9 protein-coding genes are annotated in these 9,832 nt (G+C 42.2%); all 9 read right to left on the bottom strand.

Annotated elements, in window-relative coordinates:
• Window positions 1-355 precede the first annotated feature (355 nt).
• The gene (locus tag HMPREF2794_RS04655; protein ID WP_010535536.1) at window positions 356-1,081 is read right to left on the bottom strand and encodes a hypothetical protein; all 726 of its coding nucleotides are present in this window, start codon (window positions 1,079-1,081) and stop codon (window positions 356-358) included.
• Between the two features lie 95 nt (window positions 1,082-1,176).
• Window positions 1,177-1,812 (bottom strand): outer membrane beta-barrel protein, encoded by a 636-nt coding sequence (locus HMPREF2794_RS04650; protein WP_010535537.1) that lies wholly within the window; start codon window positions 1,810-1,812, stop codon window positions 1,177-1,179.
• 21 nt (window positions 1,813-1,833) lie between these two features.
• Entirely contained in the window at window positions 1,834-2,319 is a 486-nt protein-coding gene (locus HMPREF2794_RS28815) for a hypothetical protein (RefSeq protein ID WP_029425050.1), read from the bottom strand.
• 98 nt (window positions 2,320-2,417) lie between these two features.
• Complete coding sequence (locus HMPREF2794_RS29410) at window positions 2,418-2,648, bottom strand: hypothetical protein (protein WP_074759626.1); 231 nt, start codon at window positions 2,646-2,648, stop codon at window positions 2,418-2,420.
• Between the two features lie 140 nt (window positions 2,649-2,788).
• Window positions 2,789-3,235 (bottom strand): lipocalin-like domain-containing protein, encoded by a 447-nt coding sequence (locus HMPREF2794_RS04635; protein ID WP_010535540.1) that lies wholly within the window; start codon window positions 3,233-3,235, stop codon window positions 2,789-2,791.
• A gap of 232 nt (window positions 3,236-3,467) precedes the next feature.
• The gene (locus tag HMPREF2794_RS04630) at window positions 3,468-4,481 is read right to left on the bottom strand and encodes an aldo/keto reductase (RefSeq protein ID WP_022300802.1); all 1,014 of its coding nucleotides are present in this window, start codon (window positions 4,479-4,481) and stop codon (window positions 3,468-3,470) included.
• Between the two features lie 167 nt (window positions 4,482-4,648).
• The gene (locus tag HMPREF2794_RS04625; protein ID WP_070751017.1) at window positions 4,649-7,654 is read right to left on the bottom strand and encodes a glycoside hydrolase family 2 protein; all 3,006 of its coding nucleotides are present in this window, start codon (window positions 7,652-7,654) and stop codon (window positions 4,649-4,651) included.
• Window positions 7,655-7,840: 186 nt separating this feature from the next.
• Window positions 7,841-9,328 carry an MBOAT family O-acyltransferase gene (locus tag HMPREF2794_RS04620; RefSeq protein ID WP_022300800.1) on the bottom strand — a complete coding sequence of 496 codons (1,488 nt, stop codon included), beginning with the start codon at window positions 9,326-9,328 and terminating at the stop codon, window positions 7,841-7,843.
• Window positions 9,315-9,832: SGNH/GDSL hydrolase family protein (locus HMPREF2794_RS04615; RefSeq protein ID WP_210403593.1), on the bottom strand; the 518-nt coding region annotated here is incomplete at its 5' end. The genes HMPREF2794_RS04615 and HMPREF2794_RS04620, both read right to left, overlap by 14 nt.

Here is a 9,832-nt window from a genome sequence, read left to right as displayed (position 1 = left end):
ATACAAGCAAAAAGTGAGAGCATGGGAGCAAAACATATACTAAATTCACTTGGAGAGAAATCCTAAGTTCAAGTCATAAATGAGACAGTTGATTGAGAATATCGTGTAGAAATATAATTTTAGAGAGAAGAAGATGAAAAAACTCATCTTTCGCTGAATTCAAGTTATAAATGAGACAGTCCAAAAGAATTAGGTATATATCTAATTCCAGATAACGGGTCTATGTAGCTATTTCGAATTATTACGGAATAAACAAAAGTGAGATTTCACAGAGTAAAAATCACAATTCTAAAAGAAACTCCTTCCCCCCTCTTTACAAACAAAAGAATGCGAGAGCCGGAAAGGAGTATCAATTTTACTTTATGATTGTTTCTACATGTCCATTCTTGAAAAAAAGATAAAAAGAACTAGAATACATCCACTGCACCTCTCCATTTGATTCTGAAACTGTCTGTGGTTTACCAAAAGCCAGCAAACATTCATCTTCTGTCATGCCCTTTACCGGTTTTCCGATGCTTATCTCATTCCAGTGGCTGATAGGAGAAAGTTGGTTAGTACTAACAAAGTCAAACATCTTATTCAGCATTTGCGATTCTATATGCACAAAATCATCCATTGTTTCCTTATGAGAAGTCCTCTTCTCCGGCTGTAGTTTTTCCATCGGAGTCAATTTCTTCATTACAACAACCAATGATTCTATCTGAATATTGGAAAGATAGTAAACCAATTTTCCGTCTTTTACCTGAAACTGAGCTGTACAATAATATGTATTCTTTTGTTTTGCATCCGCTTGAGAAGTAAGCACCAGGTTGCAACTAAAACTCTTGGCAGGAACGCTTACTTCCGTTATTCCCTCACGCTGTACGGAACAGACGTTTTTGATAGTCCATAACAGAGCATTGGCATAAATATTTTCATCACTCATCGGACTGAAAGGAATGAATCCATTGACTACATATTTACTACCATCTGCACTGACCGGATAAGTTTTCTTTTGTTCTGTAAAAGTTTGTGCAATCAAAGAGGGTAATATCCCACCCAATAAAAATACAATTGCCAAAAGTCTCAGTCTTGTTATCATATTCTGTTATTTTAAGAAAACAGCATTCACTTTCTTTTCTTTTTATAGAAAAGACGTGAATGCTGAAATTTATATGCTTAAAAAGGTTGTTTCAATTAAAAAGCGATACCCAGACGAATCATAAAGTTGCTAGTCTTAATGCCATCAGCATCGGTAAATACATCAATGAATCCACGCTGATAAGTAAGATCCAGATTGAAACGGTCGTACCATACGCCTACACCAATATTCATACCTGCATCGAAATGATTATAATCTACTTCAAGAGCATCAGCAAAATCTCCCCAGCTAATGCTTTCTCCATCTTCTTTCATTTTGCTGGTATAGTCATAACTTGCAAAAACTCCTAAGTGTGGATCAATACTAATATTATCTGCTACTCCGATTTTCCATCCGAAAGTAAACGGTGAATATTGAACATTGTGTGCGATACATTTCATGTCGTCAACTTTAAATCCACGAGAACCAAGAGCGAACTCCATTCCCCAATAAGCTCCTGCACCACCCAATGACTTCTGATAGCCTAATGTCGCATTATAACCGATGTTTGAATCTGTTCCATCAATTCCGTCACCACTAAGGTTCATCATGTTCACGCCTGCACGCAAGAACCATTGTGTATTACTAGCTTGCTTTTGAGTCTTAACGATTGTGCTTCTGGATGATACAATCTGTGCCTGTGTTCCTACGCACAACAAAAGCGCAGCAACAATTGATAATACTTTTTTCATTATTGTCTATGTTTTTAGTTATTAATTCTTATTCTTTATAACGGGGGCTATTTTCGTTCTATCATCAGCACCCGAAAGTTTTTGAATGCGTATCCATTCGTAGTCTTCTGTCGTAGCAGTATGCCAGTTTGTGAACACTCCCGGATAACCTACGACCGTAACCGTATATCCTCCCGATTTTTCATCGTCTTCTATCTTAAAAGTAGCTCCCATGATCACATCACAGTCATTCTTGATAGTGGACAAATAAGTTCCCCATGCACGGATATTATCAAGTTCCCCTTTCATGGCAACTTCCACTTCTTCTTTGCTCAGTGTCCATTCATCCTTTATACGCCCTTTTTCTTCGAGTATTTTCACCTCAACAACTGTGGGTTTTACACAAACCTCAGTCACTGCATCTCCTGCACGTGCCTGTGCATCACGAAATTTGAAGACAGTCTTTTGTGCATATGTCCCGATTGCACAACCAAAAGCCAGCATGATAATTAGAAATAGCTTTTTCATTTTCTTTTGTGATTATATGTTAATACAGCGCAAAGATATGCTAAAGGAGTATACTTGTAGAGAAAAACATAGTTCCAAGAGCGATACAAAACTGTGTCCTATTTGGAGACACTCAAAGAAACCCGAACATCAATGCTATCAGAGAGGTCACGAAAAAAATCATGTTCGAGAATACAGGAGATACGCCAAAGGAGATGAATGTCAATATTTTCTTTCTGAAATATTTTATAGACATTTGGACGTGTACAACACAATTGTTCAGCGAACCAAGTGACCGTACGCCCTTGGTCGTGAAGTGTGCGTTCAATAAGTCGTCCTGCATGAATCATACTATTTTTATCTATACACATCTCAAGAACAAATAACTATCTGGTCTTATGCTCTTTGCACGAATGGCAAGAACACCGATGCAATCATACTTTCTCTATTTTTTTCTATTTCTTCCCATTATTAACCAAATTCATATTAACTACTCAGGTTGTTTTTTGAATTTAGCAATAATTGTATAGTCAACTTCTTCGTCTTTCCATTGAAGTGTCATCTCATCACCTTTGAGAGATTTGACCTGCCATTCTTCAGTCCAACTATCACTCAATGCAACTTTGATTTTGTTACCAGATATAGTCCAGGCAAAAGAGTAATGTCCCATCAGTTCCAAAAGTTGGTCGCTACCACTGTCTATATCCCCCTCATACTTACCATCTGCCAAGTGACTACTGAAGTTAATGTAATAGTCATCACCATTATAGTTACTCTCCCATGTTTCGCCATCCTCACTCCAACACTGATAATAACAAACCCAATATCCAGTGACGGATGCGGTGTTTACATCCGTATTATCATCCTTACTGCACGCTGCAAAAAGCAGACAACACATGACCAGCGCAAAACTGGACCTCATTATAAACTTTTTCATACACAATAATTTTAGTTAATATTCTTATCTATTAAGATATAGGTCACAAATATATATAAAATTATTATTGGCGTTTTTACGCAAAATATCTATTTATGATTAAACGGCTAAAAGGGATGATCATTCTATTTAAAAAGATGTTTATTATGCATATTTTTTAAGCGCAAAACCGGAGAGCATTGATAAATATTTCCCTATTTATTGTTTTTCTCTTCAAGAATGTCAGAACATATTATTTTATGTAAGATTTGTACGATGAAAGTATTTGCTCTATCTCATTTAATTCTTCAGCAATAAACTCCAGATGGTTTAAAGCTTGCAAATTATCAGCCAGTTGATTTACTGAACTAGCTCCTACAATCACCGACGTCATCCGTTCGTCTCTCAACACCCATGCCAATGCCATCTCTGCCAGTGTTTGCCCACGACGACGGGCGATTTCATTCAATTGCCGGGCGACCTCCACTTTTTCAGGTGTCACCTGCGAACGTTGGAGAAAAGTAGAAGAACGTGCCGCACGCGAACCTTCGGGGACACCATTCAAATACCTATCCGTGAGTAATCCTTGTGCCAAAGGAGAAAAGGCTATAAAGCCGGAACCATATTCGGCAGCCAGCGGAAGATTTTCAGCCTCAACTGCACGGTCGAACATACTATAACGATACTGGCTGATAAGACAGGGGACACCCGCTTTTGCCATCATTTCATAAGCAAACCGTGCTTGCCGAGGAGGATATTTAGAGATTCCGATATACAGTGCTTTTCCTTGTCTGACAATATCGATCAAGGTCTGAATCGTTTCTTCTACCGGAGTGACTCCGTCATAGCGATGGCTATAGAAAATATCAAAATACTCCAGCCCCGTACGACGGAGACTCTTATCGATACTTGCCATCAGGTTCTTACGGGAACTGTTTCCGCCATAAGGCCCCGCCCACATATCATGCCCGGCCTTGGAGGAAATTATCATTTCATCCCGGTAACCGTGAAAATTCTCCTTCAGAATTCGCCCGAAGTTTGCTTCGGCACTCCCCGGAACAGGACCGTAGTTGTTTGCCAGATCAAAATGGGTGATCCCGTGATCAAAGGCATACTTAATCATATCCGCTGCCACGGCAAAGTCATCAACACTACCGAAGTTGTGCCATAATCCCAAAGAAATAAGAGGCAGTTGCAATCCGCTTTTACCACAATACTTATATTTCATCTGATCATAACGACCAGTAGCCGGTTGATAATTGTCCATAAGAGTCAATGATTTTTCTTTCTACAAAGAAAAAGAAAATATTTCAATAACGATTATTCTATTCACTCTAAATTTCATTCTTCAAGATAACCGTAAAATATTGGAGAATGTATGTCTCACACAGAGATACATCCTCCAACAGTTCAAGAAACAAACCCTAAAGAAACTTACTCCAACAAATTCTCTTTGAATTCTATTTCTACAATGCGTAATTCGTGCCCGGTTTTATCGCCATCCTTTGCTTTAAACAAATCCAGTTCATTAGCAACAGGGGCAGCTACTTCTACTATTTGCCCGAAAGCATCTCCTTCCTTACTTGTACCCTTGAGCCGGATAGTGATTTCATTCGTCAACACAGGCTTCACATCTAAGTGGACATATCCCAGACTCTTGTCTGTATCTCCGCTCCAAATCAATTCTTTACCCGCATAAATTTCCAGCGGATAGCTGCGCATACGCCATCCGGTCAACTTCAGACAGACTTCATCCACACGTGCGGCACGTTCCAACTGATAGGTTATCCATGCAGTACCCGCTTTCCCGTCATTCCGCCATTCACTCAGTTCATTATCATCAAAGCTGTTAACCGCACACTCGCTATTGGCACCTGCTATGGCAGAGACAATGCCGACATCGACCTTTGACACCTTGTATGAAGGAGTTTGCGGAGTCTCCCCACGAGTCAGCCTGCCTTCCAGTTCATCACCGGGGATATAATCGCTCAAACCGTTCTTTACTTCAACAGGCATAGAAGCGAAGCTAATTTCTGCCGGTTTCAATCCGGTAGCCTTCGCCGTGATACAAACTGTTCCGGCAGTGGTGAGCGAACGGATCAACGCACGATTGATGCCACACTCTACCGGCAAATCTTTTGAAAGAATATAATTATTTTCTCCTTGTGCGATACCGCCTCGCCATTCGGCAGGCCCTTCCACCTCAAAGTGGATCAAGTCATTTGCCAGCGGACAACGGTTCCCTTCTTTATCGATCACTTCCACCTGAAGCAATACCATATCCGCACCATCCGCTTTCCATCCTTCAGGACTTTGAATCAGGCTCAACCGGATTTGTTCCGGCTTACCTGCCGTCTGCAATTGAGTGCGGCAGCATTCTTTTCCGTTTTCGTCATATCCCACAGCTTCCAACTTGCCCGGCACAAAAGCGATATCTCTGAAAGTATACAGGAAATGGTAGCCCCGTTCGCCATTCCCCAACGATTTCCCATTCAGGAACAACTCTACCTTATCGGCACTCGATACGACATATACAGGTTTCACTATCGTATCATCATAGTTCCAATGGCCGACAATATAAATACGGGGACATTCCGTATCTACCCAGCCGTCCCACATCACCTGATGTGCAAAGAAAGGATCTTTAGGGATACGCATGGCATCAGTCACCCCGCTACGACGATAATTTTCGACTCCACGGTAATGCGTATTGGTATCGGAAAAGATAATCTTCACACCACCCGAACTGACACGATCTCCCGTTCCCGGACGTTCCCGCCAATAATCGAACCAGCGAATGATATTCTCGACAGTAAAGGAATCCTGATTACGGTTGTAGACACGCGCATCCACCTTCTTCTGTACCTTATTGGTGACAGTAGATTTATAAGAACTACTGCCCTCTCCATCCTTGTGATAAGGATAAGAATAGTCATCCCAATATTTACGTAACCCCTCGTCACGGCAATACTCCATAGCCCACATCGGATGATGCGCACTTTTATTGATATAAAGCATTTCGCCGCCATATTCCGCTTCACGGATATCCAGCATTTCGCGGGAACCGATTGCACGCCCGCCATGAGGATCATACAGATCACGGATTCCTTTCATTTCTATCATGTGCTCACGACTGATAGACTCATTGCCACATTCATAAAACAGGATACTCGGATTATTGCGGTTATAAATGATAGCGTCACGCATCAATTCTGTACGCTGTTCCCACTGACGTCCTTCACAATCTTTCTCGGCATCACCGGCCTGCATAGCCTGAATCAATCCTACACGGTCACACGACTCGATATCCTGTTTCCACGGAGTGACATGCATCCAGCGCACAAGGTTCGCATTGCCCTCTACCATCAGATGATTGCTATAATCGCTCAACCAGGCAGGCACGCTCATCCCGACTCCCGGCCATTCATTGCTCGTCCGCTGTGCAAAGCCCTTCATCTGAATAACGCGATCATTCAGCCAGATCATTCCTTTACCGAAACGCGTTTTACGGAATCCGGTACGGGTAGCGACCTCGTCTACTTTCCTGCCATCTACCCACAGACTTGTCTTTACCGTATACAAATAGCCATATCCCCAACTCCAGAAATGCAGGTTGTCTACCTCAGATGCCGCTTTCAGTGTGATTGTTTCACCCGGTTTCACCACCGCTTGTATTTCTCCGAATGTCTTGACGGATGTCCCGTCACGGTCTATCAGTTCCACTTGATAAGATACTTGCTTATCACGATTATATTCGTTCTTGATTTCCGACTCCGCATGAATGACAGCTTTCTGTGATTTCACACGAATATCTTCAGCATAGACGTAGACTCCGGTCGTTTTGAGATTACTATATAAAGGTAAAGTCTGATACAGACGGTCGGTGACATGCAACCATACATTTTTCGGAATGCCTCCATAATTGGCATTAAAATTCTTATTGCTCCACTGATATTTCGTACCTGTTGCCCGTTCTTTATAATTCCAGTCATTGTCGATGCGAAGTGCTATTACATTTTCCTGTCCATACTTAATGTAAGGAGTCAGGTCGAAGCCGACAGCCATCACGCCATTTTCGTGCAGACCGATATGATGACCATTAATATAAAAATCCGCCCCTTGACGAACTCCTTCGAACTCTACAAAGACCTTCTTGTTTTTACTATCGCCCGGCAGACGAAAATGCTTCCGATACCACATAATCGTATCGGTCAGTTCATCAATACTTAAGCGAAAAGCCTCATCTTCATTGAAAGCATGCGGCAAAGTCACTTTCTTCCAGTCCGAATCAGAAAAACGTATTTGCTTTGCTTCCGGAGTATCACCCACATAAAGCAACCAGTCTGAATTGAAATTATATTTATTACGGACATCGGACGATGTCACGAACTGGCTTATTCCAATAAAAGCCAAAAAGAAAAAGAGGATTCTATGTCTCATAGTATGTCTATTTATCTGTTCGTGGCAAAGCTAGCGCAAAATACCACACCTGTCCATAGACTAAAATACAGATTGCATAGAGATTTGTTCAGAAAGCATAGAAATGAAGAATGATGAATGAAGAATGAAGAATTGGCTGCGCTATCACGCTGCAAAGTAATTCTTCATTCATCATTCTTCATTCATTTAAAACTGGAAATAAATAAACGGCTGAATCTCCGAACTCTTCATCTGGATAACCAGATAGATCAAAGCTACCATCAGCAGGGCTTTGCCTAAAAACGGCAGACGAATGACTCCACGACAAGCAGCATTTTCCCAACTATCCGGGGTGAAATGGAGTAAAAAGCCGAGTAGCATCAAAGCAAACACACGCCAGTAACCCTCAATCAACTGTGGGAAAAGTTGCGGACGGAAGGTGGTGAATATCTGCCTCAGCATGTCCATCGAGTTCTGAAAATCGGCATTACGGAAGAAAATCCAGCAGAGACAGACAAAGTGGAAAGTGATAATGACTCCGAATACACGACGCCAGCCATGACTTTGCTCTCCTTTCTTACGACCGGTGATGGACATCCACATTTTATGCAACGCCAAAGCGATGCCGTGAAAGGTCCCCCAAAGCACAAAGTTCCAGGAAGCACCGTGCCACAGTCCACCCAAAAACATGGTAATAATCAGATTCAGATATTGGCGAAACTTGCCTTTCCGGTTTCCTCCCAAGGAGATGTACAGGTAATCGCGCAACCAGCTGGACAATGAAATATGCCACCGCCGCCAGAATTCGGTGATAGAAGCAGACTTATAAGGAGAATTAAAGTTGAGATTGAAATGAAAGCCCAGTAATAGAGCAATACCGATAGCCATATCACTATATCCGGAGAAGTCACAGTAAATCTGCAAAGCATAACCATATACTCCCATCAGATTCTCAACACCGGAATAAAGGGTGGGATTGTCAAAGATACGCTCTACAAAATTGACACTGATATAATCGGAAATAATAGCTTTCTTGAACAAGCCGGAAAGAATGAGGAAGATTCCTCGCCCGAACATTTCCTGAGAGACGAAAAGCGGTTTCCTGATTTGCGGGATAAAGTCACGGGCGCGTACGATAGGCCCTGCCACCAACTGCGGGAAGAAAGATACATAAAACGCATAATCCAGTATGTTTGTCAAAGGCTTGATGTCTTTCCGGTAAACATCGATAGTATAGCTCAATGACTGGAAAGTGAAGAATGAGATACCCACAGGCAAGAATATATCGAGTGCGGTAAACTCTCCTCCCATCAGCGAGGCAATCACCCCTCCCAGGAAATTAGTGTATTTAAAATAAGCAAGAAGTCCCAGATTGACTCCCAGACTCAACGTTACCAGCCCCTTACGCTTCCAACGCCCTTCGGTACGGTCCATCCATTGCGCCAGCAGAAAGTCGCAAACCGTGACCAAAGCCAACAGAAAAAAGTATGTACCACTACTCTTATAATAGAAATAATAAGAGAAAAGCGTTACAAACAGGATACGGGCTGTATACTTACGCTGCAACAGTGCATATACTACCATAAAGGCAGCAAACAGCCAGAGGAAGATACCACTACTGAATATCATCGGTGCCTGCGGATCGTAGGCAAGCACATCTTTTAAACGGCTGAAGTCAATATCAATGGGAAACATAATCGTTATAAGCTTGGATAAAGGCCTGGTATAATAAATTTCCCTGCAGGATGTATCCTTCGGGTAAATAATGTACATGATCGGGACGCATCAGTTTCGCTTCCGTCCAGTTGGTGCAGGCACGTCGCTTGCCCCCTACTACATCGTACATATCCCAAACGAGCAGGCGGTGGTCTTTAGCGTAGCGACGAATCGTTTCTGCCGCTGTAACTGTGCGGGGATTGATGGCGTATGTCCGTTTCCGCCGTCTCTGCCGGAAACTTTCGTAAGAACCCGGAGGAGTGGTCAGGAGAATGGGGGTATTGGGAAGGCTGTCACGCAACAGTTTGATAAACTCGTCCATCTGGTTATAATGCAGATTGACATTATACCGGCGATTGTGACTCTCGTTTGTTCCAAAAGAGAGAATCAGCAATTCGGGCTTCAAGGCTACAATATCCGCAATACGTCCCGGATGGGTAAACGTCAGACAAGTGGCTCCGTTCACTCCCATATCCGTATAAG

The organism is Bacteroides sp. HMSC067B03, assembly GCF_001811315.1.
Lineage (GTDB): Bacteria > Bacteroidota > Bacteroidia > Bacteroidales > Bacteroidaceae > Bacteroides > Bacteroides faecis.
Note: the sequence above shows the minus strand (reverse complement) of the source record. Positions and strands in the feature narration are given on the sequence as shown.